Genomic DNA, 20,130 nt, shown 5'->3' with positions numbered 1-20,130 from the left:
CGCGCCCCCGCCCGGCGGCGTCCAGGCCCCTGCCGGAACCGCCGCCGGGCGCCGGGCGGGCGCTACCGGACCGGGAGGCCGGTGATGGAGCGGCCGATGACCAGGCGCTGGATCTCCGAGGTGCCCTCGAAGATCGTGAAGATCTTGGAGTCACGGTGCATGCGCTCGACCGGGTACTCGCGGGTGTAGCCGTTGCCGCCGAGGATCTGGATGGCCTCTTCGGTGACGTAGACCGACATCTCGCTGGCCATCAGCTTGGCCATCGAGCCCTCGGCGTTCGCGAAGTCCTTGCCGGTGCGCGCCATCCAGGCGGCGCGCCACACCATGAGGCGCGCGGCGTCCAGGCGGGTCTTCATGTCGGCGAGCTTGAAGGCGACGGCCTGGAAGTCGCCGATCTTGCGGCCGAACTGCTCGCGCTCCCGCGCGTACTGCAGGGCGTAGTCGTAGGCGGCGCGGCCCACGCCGAGCGCCATCGCGCCGACGGACGGGCGGGTCGTCTCGAACGTCTTCAGCGCGGCCTGGCCCTTGGAGCTCTTGCCCTCGCGGGTGCGGGCGATGCGCTCGTCGAACTTCTCCTTGCCGCCGACGATCAGGTGCGAGGGGACGCGCACGCCGTCCAGGATCACCTCGGCGGTGTGGGAGGCGCGGATGCCGTGCTTCTTGAACTTCTGGCCCTGCTTCAGGCCGGGGGTGTTCGGCGGGATGATGAAGCTGGCCTGGCCGCGGCTGCCGAGCTCGGGGTGCACCGACGCCACGACGACGTGGACGTCGGCGATGCCGCCGTTGGTCGCCCAGGTCTTGGTGCCGTTCAGCACCCACTCGTCCTTGGCCTCGTCGAAGACGGCGCGGGTGCGGATGGAGCCGACGTCGCTGCCGGCGTCGGGCTCGGACGCGCAGAACGCGCCGAGCTTGACGTCGTCGGCGCTGCCGAACATCTGCGGCACCCACTCGGCGGTCTGCTCGGGGGTGCCGACGGCGGCGACGGACGCGGCGGCGAGGCCGGTGCCCACGATCGACAGCGCGATGCCCGCGTCGCCCCAGAACAGCTCCTCGAACGCCACCGGGATGCCGAGGCCGGTCGGCTCCAGCCACTGGGTGGCGAAGAAGTCGAGGGAGTAGATGCCGACCTTGGACGCCTCCTGGATCAGCGGCCAGGGGGTCTCCTCGCGCTCGTCCCACTCCTGCGCCGCGGGGCGGATGACGTCCCTGGCGAACTCGTGCACCCAGTCCCTGACCTCGCGAACGTCCTCGCTGGGCTCCAGCGAGAACGGCGTCTGCTCCGCGCTCGTCATGATTAATTCGACCCTTTCTCCAATATCGCTGTTACCAACGGTAGCACCACCAGGCGTTACCGTGGGTAACACCGTGGCCGGAGTCACAGGCCGGTCACCGGGTGCCCGGGGAGAAGGAGCGCGCGGCGGCGTAGCCGGGCACCTCGGCCATCGGCGGGCGCTCCCCCACGGCGACGTCGGTGGTGCGGGCGTCATGGCCGTCCGCGCCGCGGTGGAAGCGGGTGAGCGCGGTGGAGGGGGCCTCCAGCGGGATCATCCGGCCGTGCCGCTCCAGCCGCGACCAGGCCGTCTGCATGATCTGCCCGGACATCGCGCCGAGCGCCTCGGTGGACTGGTGGGCGTGCACCCGGCGGCCGAGGTCCACCTGCGCGATCGCGTCCAGCCCGGCGTGCTGGTAGACGTCCAGCAGCAGGCCGAGCTCCACGCCGTAGCCGGTGACGAACGGCAGCCGCTCCAGCAGCGCGCGCCGGCCCGCGTACTCGCCGCCGAGCGGCTGCATGACGCCGGCGAGCAGCGGCCAGTGCATGTTGATCAGGGGGCGGGCGACCAGCTCGGTGACCCGGCCGCCGCCGCCCTCGACGCGCCGCTCGCCGTCCACCAGCGGGCGGTCGTAGCAGCCCTTCACGTAGCCGACGGCCGGATCGGCCAGCAGCGGGCCGAGCAGCCCGGTGACGTAGGACGAGGTGAACTCGCGCAGGTCGGCGTCGATGAAGACCAGCAGGTCGCCGGACGTGGCGTACAGGGACTTCCACAGCGCCTCGCCCTTGCCGGACATGCGGCCGAGACCGGGCAGGACGGCGTCCTGCGCGACCACCTCGGCGCCCGCCGCCGCGGCGACGGCGGCGGTCCGGTCGGTGGAGCGGGAGTCGACCACGACGATCTCGTCCACGAGCGGGATCCGCTCGACCAGGTCGGTGCGGATGGCCGCGACGATCGCGCCGACCGTGGCCTCCTCGTCGCGCGCGGGCAGCACGACGCTGATCCCGGTGTCGCCCTTGGCGTCGAGCAGGAGGCGCGGCGGCCAGTCGCCCGCCGTGCTGGTGCGGCGGGCCAACCACGACGCGACCTCGGGCAGCACGCGTTCTCCCTCCCCTCTGGCCGTCCCGGACGGAACGCCCCCTCACTAACAGGGAACGCCAAATCCTCCCAGATCATTCACCGGTGGGACGGGAGGGAACGAACCGACCCGAAGAGTTGACGCGGGCGCAACACACCCGTCATTCGGCGGCGTGCTTGTCGAGGAACTCGTAGACGTCGGCGTCGTCCACGCCGGGGAACGCGCCGGGCGGCAGGACCGACAGGACGTGCGAGTGCGCGCGCGCCGACGGCCAGGCCATGCCCTCCCAGCGGTCCGACAGCTCCTTCGGGGGCCGCTGGCAGCAGTCGCCGTCCGGGCAGGCCGACTTGACCCGCCGGGTCGTCTCCCGGCCGCGGAACCAGCGGGAGTCCTCGAACCGGACGCCCAGCGTGATCGCGAAGTCGCGCTCGTGGCTCGGGTCTATGTGCGACAGGCACCAGTACGTCCCGTTGGGGGTGTCGGTGTACTGGTAGTAGACGGAGAAGCGGTCCGCGGCGCCGAACACGTGCCTGCCGGCCCATTCGCGGCACATCCGCTGGCCCTCGATCGCGCCGTCCTCGTCCTGTGGGAACGCGAGGCCGTCGTTTGCGTACGCCTTGTAGATGGTGCCGTTCTCGTCGTTCTTGGTGAAGTGCAGCTGCAGCCCGAGGTGGTGCGTCGCGATGTTGGTGAAGCGGTGCGCGGCCATCTCGTAGGAGACGGAGAAGACGTCCGCCAGGTCCTCCACGGACAGCTCCCGCGCCGCCTTGGCCTCCTGGAGGAAGGGCACGACGCTGCGCTCGGGCATCAGGATCGCCGCGCCGAAGTAGTTGGCCTCCACGCGCTGGCGCAGGAAGTCGGCGAAGTCGCGCGGCTGGTCGTGGTCGAGCGCGATGTGCCCGAGGGTCTGCAGCAGGATCGTCCGCGGCGTGTGCATGCCGAGTTGCTCGCGCTCCAGGTAGATCCGACGGTTGCGCAGGTCGGTGACGGACCGGACGGAGCGCGGCAGGTCCTGCACGTACTGGAGGCTGAAGCCGAAGTGGCCGACCAGCGTCATCAGCAGGCCCTGCGACACGGCGCCGCGCCGGTACCCGACGGCGTCGAGGGTCTGCGCGGCGACCCGCTCGATCTCCGGGAAGTGGTTGCCGCGCTCGTGCATCTGGCGGCGCAGCTCCGCGTTGGCCTTGCGCGCCTCCTCGGGGCTCGCGGTGGGCTTGGTGCGGCTGCGCTTCAGCTCCCCGTACAGCGCGAGGATGTGCTCGATCACCTCGTTCGGCATCCGCTTGCCGACCTTGAGGTGCGACAGCCCGAGCGTCCGGTACAGCGGGTCGCGCTGGGCCTCCTCCAGCTGGATCTCCAGCTGGGCGCGGCGGCTCGGCGGCTGCCGGCGCAGCAGTTCCTCCACCGGGCACTCCAGCGCGGCGGCCAGCGACTGCAGCAGCGACAGCTTCGGCTCGCGGCGCCCGTTCTCCAGCAGCGACAGCTGGGACGGGGCGCGGCCGACCCGCTCGCCGAGCTCCGAGAGCGTCAGCCCGCGGCCGCGCCGCAGGTGCCGGAGCCGCTGCCCGAAGGTGACGAGGTCTACGTCGCTCGTCAAGTTGAGGGGTTCTTCTTGTCGCAAGGTCGTCACGGCTTCATCGTACAGGAAATTTCGCACTTCTTTCGTTACTCGCGAGTTCATTAGGGGGTTGCGACCGGGGCATAGTCGTTGCAAGCACCCAGGGGACGACACGGAAGGGCAACATCATGAGCGACAGTCGCCTCAAGGGCGCAGCCGAGGAGCTGCAGCGACAGTGGGAGACCGACGCCCGCTGGAAGGGCGTCGAGCGGACCTACACGGCCGAGGACGTCGTGCGGATCCGCGGTTCGGTCCAGGAGGAGCACACCCTCGCGCGCCTCGGCGCCGAGCGCCTCTGGAAGCTCCTGCACGAGGAGGACTACGTCCACTCCCTCGGCGCGCTGACCGGGCTGCAGGCCGTCCAGCAGGTCAAGGCCGGCCTCAAGGCCATCTACCTGTCCGGCTGGCAGGTCGCGGCGGACGCCAACCTGGCGGGCCAGACCTACCCGGACCAGAGCATCTACCCGGCGAACTCGGTCCCGGCCGTGGTCCGCCGCATCAACAACGCGCTGCTGCGCGCCGACCAGGTGCAGTGGGCCGAGGGCGAGGGCGACACGCACTTCCTCGCCCCGATCGTGGCCGACGCCGAGGCCGGCTTCGGCGGCGTGCTGAACGCCTTCGAGCTGATGAAGGGCATGATCGCCGCGGGCGCCGCGGGCGTGCACTGGGAGGACCAGCTGGCCTCCGAGAAGAAGTGCGGGCACCTCGGCGGCAAGGTCCTCATCCCGACCTCGCAGCACATCAAGACCCTCAACACCGCCCGCCTCGCGGCGGACATCTCCAACGTCCCCTCACTGATCATCGCGCGGACCGACGCCGAGGCCGCGACCCTGATCACGACGGACGTGGACGAGCGCGACCGCGAGTTCACCACCGGCGAGCGCACCGCCGAGGGCTTCTACCGGGTCCGCAACGGCATCGAGCCCTGCATCGCCCGCGCCAAGGCCTACGCGCCGTACTCCGACCTCATCTGGATGGAGACCGGCACCCCGGACCTGGAGCAGGCCCGCAAGTTCGCCGAGGCGGTCAAGGCCGAGTACCCCGACCAGATGCTCGCCTACAACTGCTCGCCGTCCTTCAACTGGAAGGCGCACCTGGACGACGCGACCATCGCCAAGTTCCAGCGCGAGCTCGGCCACATGGGCTTCAAGTTCCAGTTCATCACGCTGGCCGGCTTCCACGCGCTCAACTACGGCATGTTCGACCTGGCTCACGGCTACGCCCGCGAGGGCATGACCGCCTACGTCGACCTGCAGGAGCGCGAGTTCGCGGCGGCCGAGAAGGGCTTCACCGCGGTCAAGCACCAGCGCGAGGCCGGCACCGGCTACTTCGACATGGTCAGCACCGCGATCGCGCCCGACTCCTCCACCACGGCCCTGAAGGGCTCCACGGAAGAGGGCCAGTTCCACTGATCCGCCCGGGCCGGCCGCGCCCCCGGCACGGCCGGCCCGTCCTTCCCGCACCACCCCCCCTAGGCCCCGAAGGCCCCCGCGTCCCTACACCCGCGGGGGCCTTCCGGTGTCCACGGGCCCCGCCCGGCCCCGCCCGATCGCCCCCGGCCGCCCCGCCCATCCGGCCACATGCGGCAAGGCACCTCGACAACGCCCGATAATCGGCGCATCGTGAGCGCGCTAGTTGATCACTCTCGGAGAGGATCCCTGATGGCGCGTCACCCCCGGTCCATCCGGTCCCGGGCGATCCCCGGCCGGATGCTGCCGATCGCCGCCGCCGCCGTGTGCGTCGTCGCGCTGGCCCCCGCGGCCGCCGCGGACGCCGCCGGACACCACGGGCGCTTCACCCCCGGCGCCCCCGGAGTGGGCGACCCCTACTTCCCGCTGGAGGGCAACGGCGGCTACGACGTCGGGCACTACTCGCTCGACCTCGGCTACGACCCCGACCACGACCAGCTCGACGGCACCGTGACCATCACCGCGCGGGCCACCCAGAACCTGTCGCGGTTCGACCTGGACCTGTCCGGCATGGACGTGGAGCGGATCTGGGTCGGCGGGCAGCGGGCCGACTACCGGCGGCAGGGCCAGGAACTGATCATCACGCCGCGGCGCGGGCTGCGGAAGGGGTCGGTGTTCCGGACGGTCGTTAGGTACGGCGGCGTCCCGCAGACCATCGTCGGCTCCCCGATCGTGTTCGGCTCCCCGTACGGGTTCCTGCACACCCCCGACGGCGCGTTCGTCGGCGGCGAGCCGAACGGCGCCCGCACCTGGTTCCCGGTCAACGACCACCCGAGCGACAAGGCGACCTACGACTACACGATCCGGGTGCCGGAGGGCCTGACGGCCGTCGCCAACGGGCGGCTGACCGGGCACAGCGGTGCCACCGCCGCGTTCAGCCGGCGTCCCGGCAAGACCCGCGCCGAGGTGTTCCGCTGGCGCGAGGACAGCCCGATGGCGAGCTATCTCACCACGATCGACATCGGCAAGTGGGTCGTGAAGCAGGGCCGCACGCCGGGCGGCGTCCCCAACTACACGGCGGTGGACCCCGTCCTGCTCCAGAACCAGCCGGACGCCGTGGACTTCTTCTACGGCACCACCGGCGAGGTCACCGACATGTGGTCGAAGGCGTTCGGGCGCTACCCGTTCGGCGGCACCGGCGCGATCGCCGACGACGCCCGCTTCGAGGGGCAGCCGCTCGGGTTCTCGCTGGAGACGCAGAGCAAGCCCGTGTACTCGGCGGTGCGCAGCACCGGGACGATCGCGCACGAGCTGGCGCACCAGTGGTTCGGCGACGCGGTGTCCCCGGCGCAGTGGAAGGACGTCTGGCTCAACGAGAGCTTCGCGACCTGGGCCGCCTGGTACTACACCGAGCTGAAGGGCGGGCGGAGCGTCCACGACGCGGCCCGCGCCACCTACGCCGCCCGCCCGTTCCCCGACCGCGAGGGCCGGCCGTTCTGGTCGGTGCTGACGGCCGACCCGCAGCGCGACACCATGTTCAACGACCGCGTCTACAACGGCGGCGGCATGATGCTGCAGTTCCTCCGGGAGAAGATGGGCGACGACGCGTTCCTCACCCTGCTGCGGACCTGGTACGCCACGCACAAGTACGGCAACGCGCGGACCGAGCAGTTCACCTCGCTCGCGCAGCGGATCGCCGGCCAGGACCTGAGCACGTTCTTCAACGACTGGCTCTACTCCCCCATCAAGCCCGAGATCCCGCAGGACTGACCCGCCCGTGCGGACCCGGCCCCCGGCGCCCCGCCGGGGGCCGGTTCTGTGGCGGATTACGTGGTAAGCGGCGTCTCGCCACCCTAGGATTCCGGCAAGTGGGGGTTCTTCCGTGGGTGTGGTGGTACGGCTTCCGCCGGCACACCTCGTACCCGCTCGGCTCGCTGACCGAGTCCCTGACCAACACCCTGTTCGGCTTCATGCGCGCCTACGTCCTGCTCGCGCTGTGGAACGTCCGGCCCTCGCTCGGCGGGTACGACGCCGCCGACGCCGTCACCTTCTGCTTCCTCACCCAGGCGCTGATCGGGCCGGTGCAGGTCTTCGGCGGGATGGACCTCACCGAGCGCATCCGCAACGGGGACGTGGCGATCGACCTGTACCGCCCGGTCGGGCTGCAGGGCTGGTGGCTCGCCGACGACCTCGGCCGCGCGGCGGGCTCCCTGCTGCTGCGCGGCGGCCCGCCGCTGGTCGCGGGCGCCCTGGTCTTCCCGTTCCGCGTCCCCGGCCCCGCGCACCTCGCCGCGTTCGCGGTGGCGCTGGTCCTCGCGGTGACGGTGAGCTTCGGGCTGCGCTACCTGGTGGCGCTCGGGATGTTCTGGCTGCACGACGACCGCGGCCTGCAGGCCGTCACGCTCGTGATGTCGCTGTTCTTCTCCGGCATGATCCTGCCGCTGGTCGTCTTCCCGGGACGGCTCGGCGACATCGCGCAGGCGCTGCCGTGGTCCGCGCAGATCCAGGTGCCGGCGGACGTGTTCCTCGGCCGGCACACCGGCGCCGGGCTGCTCGGCGCGCTGGCGTTCCAGGCGGCCTGGGCCGCGGCGCTGCTCGGCGCGGGGGTGCTGCTGACGCGCGCCGCCCGGCGGAAGCTGGTGGTGCACGGTGGCTGACGCCGCGGGGGCCGGGACGGTCCGCATGTACGGGCTGCTGGCCTGGACGTGGATCCGCGCGGCCGCGCAGTACCCGGTGTCGATGGTGCTCCTCGCCCTCACCACGGCGGCCGTCACCGGGCTGGACGTGGCCGCGATCGTGCTGCTGTTCGCGCACGCGCCGCGCATCGCCGGGTTCGGCGCCCCCGAGGTGCTGTTCCTCTACGGCACCTCCGCGCTGTCCTTCGGGATCTCCGACATCCTGCTCGGCACCACCGAGCGGCTCGGGCACCACGTCCGGCAGGGCACCCTCGACGCGATGCTGGTGCGGCCGGTGAGCCCGCTCGTCCAGGTCGCGACGGAGGAGTTCTCGCCGCGCCGGTTCGGCAAGCTCGTCCCGGCGGTCACCGTGCTGGTGTACGCGATCGCGGCGGCGGACGTCGCGTGGACGCCGGGCCGGATCGCGATGGTCCCGGTCATGGTGCTGTCCGGGGCGGCGATCTTCGGCGGGCTGTGGGTGCTGACCGGCGCGGTGCAGTTCGTGCTGATCGACGTCCACGGCGCGGGCAAGTCGGTGACCTACGGCGGCGCGTTCCTCACCCAGTACCCGATGACCGTGTTCGCCCGCGACTTCGTGCGCGGCGTGACGTTCATCGTGCCGCTGGCGTTCGTCAACTGGCAGCCCGCGCTGTACGTCCTGGACCGCCCCGACCCGCTCGGGCTGCCCGCGGCGGCGCGGTTCGCCTCGCCGGCGGTCGCCGTGCTGGTGTGCGCGCTCGGCGCGGCGGCGTGGCGGGCGGGGCTGCGGCACTACCGATCGACAGGGAGCTGATGCCGGTGCCGATGATCGAGGCCGCGGACGTCGTCAAGTCGTTCACCGTCCGGGCGCGCGCGGGCGGCCTGCGCCGCACCCGCCGGACCGTGCGCGCGGTGGACGGCGTGTCGTTCACCGTGGAGCCGGGCGAGTTCGTCGGGTACCTCGGCCCGAACGGGGCCGGGAAGTCCACCACGATCAAGATGCTGACCGGGATCCTCACCGCGTCGTCCGGGCGGCTGCGGGTCTGCGGGCTGGACCCGTCGCGGCGCCGCACCTCGCTCGCGCGCCGGCTCGGGGTGGTGTTCGGGCAGCGCACCACCCTGTGGTGGGACCTGCCGCTGCGCGACAGCCTCGCCCTCGTCCGGCGGCTGTACCGGGTGGAGGCGGCGGCGCACCGGGCCCGGCTCGCCGAGCTGACCGCGCTGCTGGAGCTGGAGCCGTTCCTGGACACCCCGGTCCGGCAGCTCAGCCTCGGCCAGCGGATGCGCGGCGACCTCGCCGCCGCGCTGCTGCACGACCCGGAGCTGCTCGTGCTGGACGAGCCGACGATCGGCCTGGACGTGGTGAGCAAGGCGACCGTCCGCGACTTCCTGGAGCGGATCAACGCCGAGCGCGGCACCACGATCCTGCTGACGACGCACGACCTCGGCGACATCGAGCGGCTCTGCCGCCGCGTCATGATCATCGACCACGGGCGGCTCGCGTTCGACGGCGGGCTGGACGCGCTGCGCCGCACGGTGGCCGCCGACCGGCTGCTGGTCGTCGAGCTGGCCCGGCCGGGCCCGCCGATCCGGCTGGACGGGATCGAGGCCGAGCGGGTCGAGGGGCCGCGGCAGTGGCTGCGGCTGCCGCGCTCGGCGAACGCGGCCGCGGTCATCGCCGAGCTGGCCCGGGCCCACGAGGTCCGCGACATCGCGCTGCGCGAGTCCGGGATCGAGGAGGTCCTCGCCGCGCTCTACCGGGGCGACCACGCGTACTGGTGCTCCGGGCGGCCGGTGGCACCGTAGCGCAGCGTCACCACGACCCGCCCGGCCTGCGCGAGCGCGGCCAGGTACCGCTGGGCGGTGGCGCGGGACACGCCGACCTCGTCGGCGATCTCGGCGGCGGAGCGGGGCGCGTCCGCGCGGCGCAGCGCGTCGCCGACCAGCCGCGCCGTCACCGGCGACTGCCCCTTCGGCGGCGGCGCCTGCCCGTGCAGCGGCGCGTACAGCGCGCGGACGGCGCCGTCCAGCGCGGCCTGGGACAGCTCGCCGTCCCCCGACAGCGCCTCCCGGTAGCGGGCGTAGGCGGTGAGCCGCGCGCCGAGCGCGGCGGCGGTGAACGGCTTGATCAGGTAGTGCAGGGCGCCGCGGCGCAGCGCCTCCCGCACGGCTCCGGGGTCGGCCGCCGCCGTCGCCATGATGACGTCGGCGTCCAGCTCGGGCAGCAGGGCGAGGCCGGAGGCGTCCGGCAGGTACACGTCCAGCAGGACGAGGGCGGGCGCCAGGTCGGCCGCCATGGACCGGGCCTGCGCGGCGGTGTGCGCGAGCCCGGCGACGGCGAAGCCGCGCACCGCCGCCACGAACTTCGCGTGGACCTGCGCCACCCGGAAGTCGTCGTCCACCACGAGAACGTCGATCACCGCACCGCTCACCTGACCGCCTCCGCTCCGAGCACACCGGGGATCCGCGCGACCGCCACGGCCCCGCCCCCGCCGGGCCCGCCCGTCCCGGCGGCGACGAACGCCACGTCGCCGCCGCGGGCGCGGGCGGTGCGGCGCGCCAGGCCGAGGCCCAGCCCGCGGGCCCGGCCGGCCGGGGCGTCGCGGGTGGACACGCCGTCGTCGAACACCGCCTCGCGCAGCCCGTCCGGCAGGCCGTCGCCGGAGTCGGTGACGGTGACGTGCAGGTCGGCGCCGTCGCCGAGCAGCTCGACCTCGACGCGGGCGGGCCGCCGGCGGCCGAGCCGGGCGGCCTCCACGGCGTTGTCGACCAGGTTGCCGACGACGGTCGTCACGTCCAGGGCGTCGGCGACGCGGCCGGGCACGTAGCTGGCGGCCCCGATGTCGAGCCGGACGCCCTTCTCCGCGGCGACCGCGGACTTGGCCGACAGGAACGCGCGCAGGTAGGGGTCCGACACCGGGTCGGGCAGGGTGTCGGGCGCGGGCGCGCGGCGGGCCGCGTCCTCCATCAGCGCCCCGACGTAGTCGGCGGCCTCCGCGGCGTGCCCGAGCTGGAGCAGCCCGGACAGCGTGTGCAGCCGGTTGGCGTACTCGTGCCGCTGCGCGCGCAGCGCGTCGAACAGGGTGCTGACCGAGTCCAGCTCGCGGGCGAGGGTCTCCAGGTCGGTGCGGTCGCGCAGCGTGACGACGGCGCCGAGGTCGCGGCGGTCGCGGCGCACCCGCCGCCGGTTGACGACGAGGACCCGCTCGCCCGCCGTGACGAACAGGTTCGCGGCCTCCCGGCGGCCCGTCAGGACGTCCCGCAGCGTGCCCTCGGCGGCGAGGTCCCCGGCGGGCGCGCCGCGCTCGGGCGTGACGCCGAGCAGCCGCGCCGCCTCGTCGTTGCAGACCGCGATCCTCCCCTCGGTGTCGACGGCGACGACGCCCTCGCCGACGCCGTGCAGCACCGCCTCCCGCTCGTGGACCAGCTCGACCAGCTCGTAGGGTTCGAGGCCGAGCGTCTGCCGCTTCAGCCGCCGCCCGATCGCGGCGGACGCGGCCACGCCGAGCAGGACCGCGCCCGCGACGAACAGCGACATCTCGCGCAGCACGTGGCCGAGCTCGCGGTCGATCGCGCGGGCGTCGAACCCGACGCTGACCTCGCCGAGGACGCCGCCGTCCCGGCCGTACAGGGGAACCTTGCCGCGCGCCGACAGGCCGAGCGTGCCGCGCTCGACGCGCACGACCTCCCGCCCGGCGAGCGCGTCGGACGGGTCGGTGCTCACCCGCTCGCCGAGGCGGACCGGGTTGGGGTGCGACAGGCGCAGGCCCCGGTGGTCGGTCACCACGACGAACAGCGCCCCGGTGCGGCGGCGGACCCGCTCGGCCCGGTCCTGGACGGTGCGCCCGGGGTCGCCGGCCGCGACCGCGTCGCGGATCTCCGGGTCGGCGGCGACGGACCGCGCGACGGTGAGCGCCCGCTGGCCGTACTGGTCGCGGAGCCGGCCGTCCAGCATCCACGCGACCAGGCCGTAGCCGAGGACGGCCACCACGACGACCACGCCGACCTGCAGGATCAGCACCTGCCGGGCGAAGGAGATGCGGGGCCGCACGGACATGACGTGTCACCGTAATCGATGCCGGCCCGGCCGCCCAGCCCCCCGCGGGCGGAACCGTGCGCACAACGCGCAGAAGTCGCGGTAACGCGCGCAACGTGGGGATTCGCGGCTTGCGAGCACATCGCGGGCAAGGGTTCCGGTGACGCGCGCCACATCCGTACGGTGCGGCCGTGTCCGAACAAGCGAGCTCCCCAGAAGAGCGCACCGAGCGGCCCGCCGGGCCCGTCATCGAGCTGGACGGCGCCACCAAGCGCTTCCGGTCGGCGGGCGGCGTGCACACGGCCGTCCGCGACCTGCACATGAGCGTGGGGCCCGGCGAGTTCGTCGCCGTGGTCGGCCCCACCGGCTGCGGCAAGTCGACCACCCTGTCCCTGGTGTCCGGCCTCGAACCGGCGTCCGCGGGCCGCGTCCTCGTCCAGGGCCGGCCGGTGGACGGCATCCCGGACGGCGTCGGCTACATGTTCCAGAACGACGCCGTCCTGCCCTGGCGGTCCGTGCTCGACAACGTCGCGGCCGGCCCCCGCTACCGGGGCGCGTCCCGCCGCGCGGCCCGCGACCGGGCCCGCGACTGGGTCGCGCGGGTCGGCCTCGCGGGGTTCGAGGGCTACTACCCGCACCAGCTGTCGGGCGGCATGCGCAAGCGCGTCGCCCTCGCCCAGACCCTGGTGAACGAGCCGTCCGTGCTGCTGATGGACGAGCCGTTCTCCGCGCTGGACGTCCAGACCCGCGGCCTGATGCAGGACGAGCTGCTGCGCCTGTGGTCGGGCTCGGGGGCGGCCGTCGTGTTCGTCACCCACGACCTGGAGGAGGCGCTCGTGCTGTCCGACCGGGTCGTGGTGATGACCGCGGGCCCCGCCACCATCAAGGCCGTGTTCGAGGTGCCGCTCGACCGGCCGCGCGACGCCGAGGAGGTCCGCCTCACCGGCGAGTTCCTCGACATCTACCGCGAGGTGTGGGACTCGCTGCGCGAAGAGGTCCAGATCACCCGGGAGAGGGGGGCCGGCCATGCCGCGTGACGCGGAGACCATCGCGCAGGCGCCCGCCGCGGGCCCGGCCGGGACCGCGACCGGCGACCGCGACGGCGGCGAGCTCGCGGCGATCGCGCGGGCCCGCACCGCCGGGCTGCGCCGCGCCGCCGGCATCAACGCCGTCCGGGCCGCGCTCGTCGCGGCCTGGCTCGGGTCGTGGGAGCTGGCCGCCCGGCACTGGATCGACCCGTTCTACTACTCGATGCCGTCCAAGATCTGGGAGCGGCTGGCCGGCTGGTTCACCGACGGCACCTCGCAGGGCTCGATCTGGGAGCAGATCTCCGTCACCCTCCAGGAGGCCGTCGCGGGCTTCGCGCTCGGCGCGGCGGGCGGCGTGGTCCTCGGCATCGTGCTCGGCCGCAGCCGGTTCCTGTCGGACGTGTGCGCGCCGTTCATCAAGGCCGTCAACGCGATCCCGCGCATCATCCTGGCCTCGCTGTTCATCATCTGGTTCGGCCTCGGCATGCAGTCCAAGATCGCGACGGCGTTCGTGCTGGTGTTCTTCGCGGTGTTCTTCAACGCCTTCCAGGGCGCCCGCGAGGTCGACCGGAACCTGGTGAACAACGCCCGGATCCTCGGCGCGGGCCGGCTGCAGGTGCTGTGGACGATCGTGGTGCCGAGCGCCACGTCCTGGATCCTCGCCTCGCTGCACTCGGCGTTCGGGTTCGCCATCATCGGCGCGATCGTCGGCGAGTACACCGGCGCCGACAAGGGCCTCGGCCTGCTCATCAACCACTCGCAGGGCACCTTCGACGCGGCCGGGATCTACGCCGGGATGATCATCATCACCGTGCTGGCCCTGCTCGCCGAGTGGCTGCTCACGCTGCTGGAGGGCCGGCTGCTGCGCTGGCGCCCGTCCGTCTCCGGCCACGACGTCCAGATCTGAGCCCCGTTCCCCTTCCACCCCCGCACGACCGGAGAACCGCCATGCCCAGCACCACCGTCCGGGCGAGCGCCGCCGCGCTCGCCGCCCTCACCGCCCTGTCCTGCCTGTCCGCCTGCCGCGGCTCCCGCGCCGGCGGGGACGGCGGCTCCGGCGGCACCGTCAAGATCATGGTCGGCGGCATCGACAAGGTCATCTACCTGCCGGCCAAGCTGACCGAGCGGCTCGGCTACTTCAAGGAGCAGGGCCTCGACGTGCGGCTGCTCACCGAGCCCGCCGGCGCGCAGGCCGAGAACGTCCTCATCTCGGGCGACGTGCAGGCCGTCGTCGGCTTCTACGACCACTCCATCCACCTGCAGACCAAGGGCAAGTGCGTGCAGAGCGTCGTGCAGATGGCCGACGTCCCCGGCGAGGCCGAGATGGTCGCGGCGTCGAAGGCGGGCGAGCTCACGTCGCCGGCCGCGTTCAAGGGCAAGAAGCTCGGCGTCACCAGCCCCGGCTCGTCCACCGACTTCATCACCCGCGCGCTGGCCGTCCGCAACGGCGTCAAGACGTCCGACTACACGACGGTGAAGGCGGGCGCCGGGCAGACGTTCATCTCCACGATGGACAACGGCGGCATCGACGCGGGCATGACGACCGACCCGACCATCGCCAAGCTGGTCAGCACCGGCAAGGCGAAGGTCATGGTCGAGATGCGCACCGAGGAGGGCACCCGCGCGGCGCTCGGCGGGCTGTACCCGTCCAGCTCCCTCTACATGGACTGCGCGTACGTGAAGTCGCACGGCGAGACCGTGCAGAAGCTCGCGAACGCGTTCGTCAAGACGCTCGGCTGGATCAAGGCGCACCAGCCGGCGGAGATCGCGGCGAAGATGCCGGCGGACTACGCCGGCGGCGACCCGAAGCTGTACGAGAAGGCGATCGGCGACTCGGCCGGCATGTTCAACGGCGACGGCGTCATGAAGCCGGACGCGGCGGAGAACGTCCTGAAGGTGCTCGCGCAGTTCTCGCCCGAGGTCGGCGAGATGAAGGACCGGATCGACCTGTCGAAGACCTACACGACCGAGTTCGTGACTAAGGCGAAGCAGTGACGAAGGCGGAGCGGTCCTGAGCGGGGGGTGCGGCGGCCGGGACTAGCGGGCGCGGCCGCCGCGCTCCATCGCGTTGTAGAAGTCGAGGTCGGCGGCGTCGTCGTCGCGCTCGGAACCCCAGCGGCGCGGCGCCCAGGCCGGCATCAGCAGCGCGAATCCCATCATCGCGTACAGGCCGGAGCCGAGCAGCATGCGCAGCCCGGCGTCCAGGTCCCCCGCCGGCGGCACCCGGCCGGGCAGGTCGAGGACGGTGCCGGGGTCGGCCAGGAACCAGCCGGAGAGGCCGAGCAGCGCGAGCGCGGGCACCAGCGAGACCAGCGGCGACGCCCAGCGCGCGACGATGACCACGCCCGTCACCAGGCCGACGGCGGCGAGCAGGGCGAACGCGCCGTAGATGCGGGTGCGGTCGGTGATCTCCTGCCCGGTGCCGTCGAAGGACCGGCCGGCCTGCACGTAGCCCCAGGCGGCGCCGTACAGCAGGGCTGGAGTCAGCAGGACGCCGAGGACGAGGCCGAACGCGTGGCGCACCGCGCATCACATCCATTCGCGCGCGCCCGCCGCAGGGCGCACATCATTCCGGTAGCGCCCCAATCACAACATGCGAGTCGGGCATAGCGCAGTAAATCCACTCAGATGACCTTGTCCGGCGCCGCAGCTCACCCGGCTCCATAACCGGCCTGCGGCGGATGACCGTTTCTTGGTGGTTCGTTTTGAACGCCATTGACCGGGCATCGCGGTCTCATCCTGATCCGACGCACGCTGGAGGAGACCATGTCGACCGCGATATGGGTCGTCATCGCCGTAGTCGTCGTCGCCGTCCTCGCCGCGGCGGCGCACCTGGCCCGCACCAGGTCCCGGACGCGGCGGCTCAGGCGGCGGTTCGGCCCCGAGTACGACCGGGCCGTGCGGGACGCGGGCGGCCGCGCGGCCGCCGAGCGGGAGCTGCTCTCCCGCGAGCGGCGCCACGAGGAGCTGGAGCTGCGCGAGCTGGACCCGGGCAAGCGCGAGCAGTACCACGAGCAGTGGGTCCGCGTTCAGGAGCGGTTCGTCGACACGCCGGCGGCGGCGGTCGAGCAGGCCGACGGGCTCGTCACGGTCGTGATGGGCGAGCGCGGCTACCCCACGCACGGGTTCGAGGAGAAGGTCGCCCACCTGTCCGTGGAGCACGGCCGCACGATGGAGCACTACCGGCGCGCCCACGCGATCGGCGGCAGGGCCGCGTCCAGGGAGGCGTCCACCGAGGAGCTGCGGCAGGCCATGGTGCACTACCGCGCCCTGTTCGAGGAGCTGCTCGGCACGCCCGGCCGGGAACGGGCCGGGCGGCACGCCGCGGACGGGCCCGCGCCCGCGCCCGAGGCGCCGGCGTCCACCGAGACCCCGAGGAGCTGACCCCATGGAGCACAGGCGGCACGCTGAGCGAGTACCGGCCCCGGGCCTGCCCGGCGACACCCGCGTCGCCGGTCCCGCACCGGAGCCCCCGGTGGCGGACGCGCCCGAGCCCGTCCCGGACACGGCCCCGGACCCCATGCCCGCCGTGAAGCCCGAGCCCGCCCCGGACACCGGAGCAACCGCGGACACCGGACCGGCCGCGGACACCGGACCGACCGTGGACACCGGGCCCCTCGCGGCCCCCGGGCCCGCCGCGGTCCCGGACGGGCTGTTCGACCCGGCCGAGACCGAGCGGTTCCGGGAGCGCTGGCGCGAGGTGCAGTCCGCGTTCGTCGACGATCCGGGCGCCGCGGTCCGCCGGGCGGACGAGCTGGCCGCCGAGGCCGCCGAGGCCCTCGGCCGCGCGATCGCCGCGCACCGGCGGGCGCTGTCGGACGGCCTCGACGGCGGCGGGCAGGCCGACACCGAGCGGCTCCGGCTGGCGCTGCGCGGCTACCGGGACCTGCTGGACCGCGTCTGCGCCTCGTGAAGGCTCAGCCGTTGAGGAAGCGGTAGACCGCCTCGCGCCCCTGCGTTCCGCGCTCGCGGTTCTGGATGGAGTGCGAGGCGCCCTTCACCACGACGAGCCGGCCGCGCGGGGCGTTGCGGAGCTCCTCCCGCGCCCATTCGAGCGGCGTGGACAGGTCGCGGTCGCCGCTCAGCAGCAGGACCGGGACGGAGAGCTTCGTCCGGTGCGGTTCGGCGGTGTGCCGCGACCACGGCCAGTGCAGGCACTCCTGGACGAACCCGTTGCCGACGGCCGTGTCGGCGGTGAACGGCCAGGTGGCGCGGGCGGGAAGGTGCCTGCGCGCCCGCTCCAGCGCGGCGGGGCGGGCGGCGGGCGGGGTCTCCGACGTCCCCCAGGGGAAGTGGCCGTCGCCGCAGATCGTCGCGATGTGCAGGCCGGAGCTGTACCGGGTGACGTCGTCGCCGCCGGAGTTCAGCATCTGCAGCAGCCGGTCGAGCCGCGCCGGGTCGCCGTGGCGCGCCTCATGGACGGCCGCCACGGCGTCGCCCGCGCCGCCCGGCAGGGAGTTCTCGTCCCGGTAGGTCGGGTCGAGGAACTCGTAGGTCACCAGCATGTCCCAGATGAGGACCGCGTCGTCGCGGTGCCGGGCGAGCCACGCCAGGTCCTCCGCCGGGTCGAAGCCGCAGGCGGGCGCCGCCGTGCAGGCGTCCCGCAGGACGCGCGCGGTGGCGCGGAGGCCCGTGAGGTAGAGCATGTCGTCGCCCTGCGGGTCGACATGCGGGAGCACCGAGTCCAGGACCAGTTTGCTCACGTGCTGCGGGTACCGGAGGGCGTAGTTCGCGCCGGTCATGGTGCCGTAGGAGACGCCGTCCACGGTCCACTTGCGCGCCCCGAGGGCCCGCCGCAGCAGGTCGAGGTCGCCGACGGTCTGCTCGGTGGTGAAGTAGTGCCGCCGGTCCCCGAGGACGCCGGCGCATTCGGCGACCGCGGCGGGCGCGGGCGGCTCGATGTCGCTGCTGCCGACCTCGGCCTGCAGCTTCGGGCAGTCGATGGCGCCGAAGTCGCCGGTGCCGCGCTGGTCGACCATGACGAACCGGTAGTTCTTCGCGAGCTCCGGCAGCCGCGCGGTGATCCCGTCGATGAACGGGACACCGGGCTGGCCCGGCCCGCCGGTCAGGAACAGCAGGACCCCCTTCGGCGCGCGGGCGTTGTCCGCCGCGGCCACCTGGAGCCTCAGGCTGCCCTTGCCGGGGTCGCGGTGGTCGAGCGGGACGGTCAGGAACGAGCAGGTGAAGCCGGGCTTGCCCGTGCAGGGACGCGGGTCGGCCAGCTGCGGCGCGGACCGCGCGGACGGTACGGGCGCGGGCGGTGACGCTGTGGGTGCTGCGGCCGCCGTCGCCCCGCCGGATGCGGCGAGGGCGAGGGTGAGGGCGAACACCGCGGTGAGACGTGATCGCATGTGATGATCATCACTCCGTTCGGCGCCGCGGGCGGGGATCTCGCCGGATCCGGCCACCGGCGCGCCGCCCCGCCCCGGCAGCGGTCCGGGGCGTGGCACGTCTCGTCAGACGGGCGTCGAAGGTGAATACTGAATCTCGTTCGGTAACCCCCTGAGCGGAGGATCAACGGTGTCCGAGACCTTCTCGATGACCATCGACGGCGCGGCCGTGGACGCGCCCGGCACCTTCGGGGTGATCAATCCGGCGACCGGCGAGGTGGCCGAGCAGGCGCCCGACGCCTCCAGGGAGCAGCTCGACGCGGCGATGGCCGCGGCGCAGGCCGCCTACGCGGACTGGCGCCGCGACGAGGCCGCGCGGCGCAAGGCGCTGCTGGCGGCGGCCGACGTCATGTTCGCCCGGTCCGAGGAGATCGGCCGCATCCTCACCCTGGAGCAGGGCAAGCCGCTCGCCGACGCGACCATGGAGGTCGTCGGCGCCGGCGTGTGGCTGAAGTACTTCGCCGACCTGGAGCTGCCCCGCGAGGTCATCCAGGACGACGACAACGCGCTGGTCGAGGTCGTCCGCCGCCCGATGGGCGTCGTCGCCGCGATCACCCCGTGGAACTTCCCGCTACTGCTCGCGGTGTGGAAGATCGCCCCGGCGCTGCTCGCGGGCAACACGCTCGTCCTCAAGCCGTCCCCGTTCACCCCGCTGTCCAGCCTCAAGCTCGGCGAGGTGCTGCGGGACGTGCTGCCGCCCGGCGTGCTCAACGTCGTCACCGGCGGCGACGACCTCGGCGCCTGGATGACGGCGCACGACGTCCCGCGCAAGATCAGCTTCACCGGCAGCGTGGCGACCGGCAAGCGCGTCGCCGCGGCGGCGGCGCCCGACCTCAAGCGCGTCACGCTGGAGCTCGGCGGCAACGACCCGGCGATCCTGCTGGACGACGCCGACCCGGCCGCCGTCGCCGACAGGCTGTTCGGCGCGGCGTTCCAGAACAACGGCCAGGTCTGCTCGGCGATCAAGCGGGTGTACGTGCCGGACGCGCTCTACGGCGACGTCGTGGACGCCCTCGCCGAGCGGGCGAAGGCCGCCAAGGTCGGCAACGGCATGGACGAGGGCGTCCAGTACGGGCCCGTCAACAACAGGCCGCAGTACGAGCGGGTGTCGGAGCTGGTCGCCGACGCGCTCGCGGGCGGCGCCCGCGCGGCGGCCGGCGGCCGGCCGATCGACGGCCCCGGCTACTTCTTCGAGCCGACGATCCTCGCCGACCTCTCCGACGGCACCCGGATCGTGGACGAGGAGCAGTTCGGCCCCGCGCTGCCCATCGTGAGGTACACCGACCTGGAGGACGCGCTCGCCCGCGCCAACGGCACCCACTTCGGGCTGTCCGGCTCGGTGTGGGGCACCGACACCGACCGGGCCGCCGAGGTCGCCGGGCGGCTGGAGTGCGGCACCGCGTGGGTCAACACCCACCTGGCCCTCTCCCCCAGCCAGCCGTTCGGCGGGTTCAAGTGGAGCGGCGTCGGCGTCGAGAACGGGCCGTGGGGCCTGTACGGGTTCACCGAGCTGCAGGTGATCCACCGCTCCAAGCGCTGAGCGGTACCGGTACGGGTCCGGCGGCGGCCGCCGCCGGACCCGTACCCCTCTCCGCCGCGTACCGCATGAGCGGAGGGCCACGACTTCGAGTCCGGAAAGTGATATG

General features: G+C 73.3%; 18 protein-coding genes. 11 read left to right on the top strand and 7 right to left on the bottom strand.

Translation table 11 applies throughout. The features are described from left to right. Positions 1 to 62: 62 nt before the first annotated feature. The 3 genes from ACGFI1_RS34270 to ACGFI1_RS34260 form a co-directional block, all read right to left on the bottom strand. Complete coding sequence (locus tag ACGFI1_RS34270; RefSeq protein ID WP_138638873.1) at positions 63 to 1,292, bottom strand: acyl-CoA dehydrogenase family protein; 1,230 nt, start codon at positions 1,290 to 1,292, stop codon at positions 63 to 65. A 94-nt stretch (positions 1,293 to 1,386) separates the two neighbouring features. Further along, positions 1,387 to 2,370 (bottom strand): glucosyl-3-phosphoglycerate synthase, encoded by a 984-nt coding sequence (locus ACGFI1_RS34265; RefSeq protein WP_386866526.1) that lies wholly within the window; start codon positions 2,368 to 2,370, stop codon positions 1,387 to 1,389. A gap of 139 nt (positions 2,371 to 2,509) precedes the next feature. After that, the gene (locus ACGFI1_RS34260) at positions 2,510 to 3,946 is read right to left on the bottom strand and encodes an XRE family transcriptional regulator (protein ID WP_138638875.1); all 1,437 of its coding nucleotides are present in this window, start codon (positions 3,944 to 3,946) and stop codon (positions 2,510 to 2,512) included. A 149-nt stretch (positions 3,947 to 4,095) separates the two neighbouring features. Between ACGFI1_RS34260 and aceA the strand changes: the two genes are divergently transcribed. From aceA to ACGFI1_RS34235, 5 genes are all read left to right on the top strand, one after another. Beyond that, positions 4,096 to 5,379, top strand: a complete 1,284-nt coding sequence (aceA, locus tag ACGFI1_RS34255) for an isocitrate lyase (protein ID WP_138638876.1) — start codon at positions 4,096 to 4,098, stop codon at positions 5,377 to 5,379. A 249-nt stretch (positions 5,380 to 5,628) separates the two neighbouring features. Then, positions 5,629 to 7,146 carry a M1 family metallopeptidase gene (locus tag ACGFI1_RS34250; protein ID WP_386866530.1) on the top strand — a complete coding sequence of 506 codons (1,518 nt, stop codon included), beginning with the start codon at positions 5,629 to 5,631 and terminating at the stop codon, positions 7,144 to 7,146. A 98-nt stretch (positions 7,147 to 7,244) separates the two neighbouring features. Further along, entirely contained in the window at positions 7,245 to 8,033 is a 789-nt protein-coding gene (locus ACGFI1_RS34245) for an ABC transporter permease (protein WP_392791372.1), read from the top strand. Then, entirely contained in the window at positions 8,026 to 8,844 is an 819-nt protein-coding gene (locus tag ACGFI1_RS34240) for an ABC transporter permease (RefSeq protein ID WP_338072666.1), read from the top strand. Before ACGFI1_RS34245 ends, ACGFI1_RS34240 begins: the two co-directional genes overlap by 8 nt. Further along, a complete protein-coding gene (locus tag ACGFI1_RS34235) occupies positions 8,844 to 9,836 on the top strand; it encodes an ABC transporter ATP-binding protein (RefSeq protein WP_386866536.1) in 993 nt (330 codons plus the stop codon). The genes ACGFI1_RS34240 and ACGFI1_RS34235 overlap by 1 nt, the downstream gene beginning before the upstream one ends. On the opposite strand, the gene ACGFI1_RS34230 is transcribed toward ACGFI1_RS34235, so the two are convergent. Both ACGFI1_RS34230 and ACGFI1_RS34225 read right to left on the bottom strand, forming a co-directional pair. Further along, the gene (locus ACGFI1_RS34230) at positions 9,785 to 10,462 is read right to left on the bottom strand and encodes a response regulator (RefSeq protein WP_240808593.1); all 678 of its coding nucleotides are present in this window, start codon (positions 10,460 to 10,462) and stop codon (positions 9,785 to 9,787) included. The two genes, ACGFI1_RS34235 and ACGFI1_RS34230, sit on opposite strands and share 52 nt — an antisense overlap. Beyond that, positions 10,459 to 12,087: a sensor histidine kinase gene (locus ACGFI1_RS34225; RefSeq protein WP_386866538.1), complete on the bottom strand. Its 1,629-nt coding sequence runs from the start codon at positions 12,085 to 12,087 to the stop codon at positions 10,459 to 10,461. Before ACGFI1_RS34225 ends, ACGFI1_RS34230 begins: the two co-directional genes overlap by 4 nt. A 170-nt stretch (positions 12,088 to 12,257) precedes the next feature. On the opposite strand from ACGFI1_RS34225, the gene ACGFI1_RS34220 reads away from it, so the two are divergent. Genes ACGFI1_RS34220 through ACGFI1_RS34210 form a run of 3 tightly spaced genes read left to right on the top strand, consistent with a single transcriptional unit; the run spans position 12,258 to position 15,089 of the window. Continuing rightward, positions 12,258 to 13,103, top strand: a complete 846-nt coding sequence (locus ACGFI1_RS34220) for an ABC transporter ATP-binding protein (protein WP_392791368.1) — start codon at positions 12,258 to 12,260, stop codon at positions 13,101 to 13,103. Continuing rightward, on the top strand, positions 13,093 to 14,001 hold the full coding sequence (locus ACGFI1_RS34215) for an ABC transporter permease (RefSeq protein WP_392791365.1): 909 nt from the start codon (positions 13,093 to 13,095) through the stop codon (positions 13,999 to 14,001). The genes ACGFI1_RS34220 and ACGFI1_RS34215 overlap by 11 nt, the downstream gene beginning before the upstream one ends. A gap of 41 nt (positions 14,002 to 14,042) precedes the next feature. Then, positions 14,043 to 15,089, top strand: a complete 1,047-nt coding sequence (locus tag ACGFI1_RS34210; RefSeq protein WP_386866544.1) for an ABC transporter substrate-binding protein — start codon at positions 14,043 to 14,045, stop codon at positions 15,087 to 15,089. 42 nt (positions 15,090 to 15,131) lie between these two features. On the opposite strand, the gene ACGFI1_RS34205 is transcribed toward ACGFI1_RS34210, so the two are convergent. After that, positions 15,132 to 15,617 (bottom strand): hypothetical protein, encoded by a 486-nt coding sequence (locus tag ACGFI1_RS34205; protein ID WP_138641473.1) that lies wholly within the window; start codon positions 15,615 to 15,617, stop codon positions 15,132 to 15,134. A 243-nt stretch (positions 15,618 to 15,860) separates the two neighbouring features. On the opposite strand from ACGFI1_RS34205, the gene ACGFI1_RS34200 reads away from it, so the two are divergent. Together ACGFI1_RS34200 and ACGFI1_RS34195 are read left to right on the top strand one after the other, a co-directional pair. Beyond that, a complete protein-coding gene (locus tag ACGFI1_RS34200; protein WP_386866548.1) occupies positions 15,861 to 16,478 on the top strand; it encodes a hypothetical protein in 618 nt (205 codons plus the stop codon). Positions 16,479 to 16,482: 4 nt separating this feature from the next. Next, positions 16,483 to 17,007, top strand: a complete 525-nt coding sequence (locus ACGFI1_RS34195; RefSeq protein ID WP_392791361.1) for a hypothetical protein — start codon at positions 16,483 to 16,485, stop codon at positions 17,005 to 17,007. A gap of 4 nt (positions 17,008 to 17,011) precedes the next feature. On the opposite strand, the gene ACGFI1_RS34190 is transcribed toward ACGFI1_RS34195, so the two are convergent. Continuing rightward, a complete protein-coding gene (locus ACGFI1_RS34190; RefSeq protein ID WP_392791358.1) occupies positions 17,012 to 18,445 on the bottom strand; it encodes an alpha/beta fold hydrolase in 1,434 nt (477 codons plus the stop codon). Positions 18,446 to 18,614: 169 nt separating this feature from the next. Here ACGFI1_RS34190 and ACGFI1_RS34185 point away from each other — a divergent pair, with 169 nt between their 5' ends. Beyond that, the gene (locus ACGFI1_RS34185) at positions 18,615 to 20,024 is read left to right on the top strand and encodes an aldehyde dehydrogenase family protein (RefSeq protein WP_364553871.1); all 1,410 of its coding nucleotides are present in this window, start codon (positions 18,615 to 18,617) and stop codon (positions 20,022 to 20,024) included. Positions 20,025 to 20,130 lie beyond the last annotated feature (106 nt).

This window comes from Actinomadura geliboluensis (assembly GCF_043197915.1).
Lineage (GTDB): Bacteria > Actinomycetota > Actinomycetes > Streptosporangiales > Streptosporangiaceae > Spirillospora > Spirillospora geliboluensis.
The sequence above is the reverse complement of the archived record's forward strand: the minus strand, read 5'-3'. Positions and strand labels throughout refer to the sequence as shown.